Here is a 1,521-nt window from a genome sequence, read left to right on the forward strand (position 1 = left end):
AAACAAAATAGAAAAGGAGTGACGTTCATGTTATCAACACCACTGCACCCACTACTCGTTCATTTTCCTATTGCCCTTTTGCTACTTGGAACCATTACAGAAATCGTTGCCTTATTCAAGAAAGAGTTTTTTGGTAAAGCAAGCGTTTATTTATTAAGTATTGGATTTATTACAGGGATTTTTGCGTACTTATCAGGTGAAGGAGCGGAAGAATACGCTGAAGCCAACCAGAGTAATGACATTGATTCTATTGTTCATACTCATGAGACCTTCGCTCTTATAACGCTCGTTTTATTCGGTGGATATCTTGCACTGAAATTATTGCAAAGGTGGAAAGGCTTGCCTAATTATTTTTCTTACATCCTTGTAATCATCACGATTGCCGGTTCCATTTTATTATCCATTACAGGACATTATGGTGGGAAAATGGTGTATCCTGATAAGCAAAATACGACAGATCAAATTTATCACGATTCTGACGATTGACGAGGATTGACAAATAAACTCAAAAACAGGAAAAGTTTTCATCAAGCTTAGATCAACGATATTGATTAAATAAAACTTTAGATTTCTATTTTTTATGATTGGATCACGTTAATTCCAGAAAATGAAAGGATAGGTAACATGCCTCTTATATCTGAACGGTTGTATTTTCGCCCATATAAGGATGATGATTTTGAATTTCTTATGTCTATGTTGTCAGACCGTGAAATGGTTTCATTTATAGGAGATGGGGAGCCGAAAGACAGAGACGGAGGGAAGGACTTTTTAAACTGGATCTATCATACATACAAAGTAGACGATGATCTTGGTTTAAAAGTCCTTGTAAGGAAAGAAGACAACACTCCAGTAGGACACGCAGGTTTAGTTCCCCAGAACATAGGAGAAAAGCAAGAAATAGAAATAGGATATTGGATTTGTCGCAACTATCGGAATAATGGTTATGCAACAGAATCAGCCAGAGCACTAAGAAACTATGGTAACGAAAAACTTAACATTCAAAGGTTGATTGCACTCATTCAGCCTGGTCATCTAGCTTCTGAAAAAGTGGCGGAAAGGATAGGGATGGAATTTGAGAAGAAAATCAAAATCGAAAAACAAGAAGTGAATCTATTTTCAGTATTAAAAAAGAACTTCGACAATAAAGCTAGACCATGAGTGGAGGGAGCAAAGCCTTTTACGGTCGTAAACAAAAAATACAGGCAAAGAGTCTGCCTGTATTTTTTCATTAAGGCTGAAGGAATATCGCTTCAAGTGGGGGCTGTGCACCTGCTAATCCTACAGCAACAGCTGTATATGCCTGGCTTGGATTTAACGTTACATTAGGGACAGTCAGTGCGACCTGATTCGTACCTGCGACACGGACTTCAAGATCTGCAGTCGTTGGCGGCAGTGTGAGGTAGCGTGTGGCTTTTCCGAATGGAACATTACGGAACAGGACTTCTCCTCCTTTAACAGCGATGTCGACAGCTGGGGCATTAGGGGATAAGTGCCAGAATCGGACCTTGGCATTTCCGGAAG

The 1,521-nt window shown here is 39.3% G+C and carries 3 protein-coding genes; 2 read left to right on the top strand and 1 reads right to left on the bottom strand.

What is annotated here, in order from left to right; all coding sequences use genetic code 11:
* The coding region (locus LD39_RS20350) for a DUF2231 domain-containing protein (protein WP_231572628.1) at positions 1–486 on the top strand (486 nt) is incomplete at its 5' end.
* Between the two features lie 138 nt (positions 487–624).
* Positions 625–1,158 (top strand): GNAT family N-acetyltransferase, encoded by a 534-nt coding sequence (locus LD39_RS20355; protein ID WP_035552921.1) that lies wholly within the window; start codon positions 625–627, stop codon positions 1,156–1,158.
* 70 nt (positions 1,159–1,228) lie between these two features.
* Here LD39_RS20355 and LD39_RS20360 read toward each other — a convergent pair.
* Positions 1,229–1,521: DUF4397 domain-containing protein (locus tag LD39_RS20360; RefSeq protein ID WP_035552924.1), on the bottom strand; the 293-nt coding region annotated here is incomplete at its 5' end.

This window comes from Halobacillus sp. BBL2006, from assembly GCF_000786645.1.
Classification (GTDB): Bacteria; Bacillota; Bacilli; order Bacillales; family Halobacillaceae; genus Halobacillus.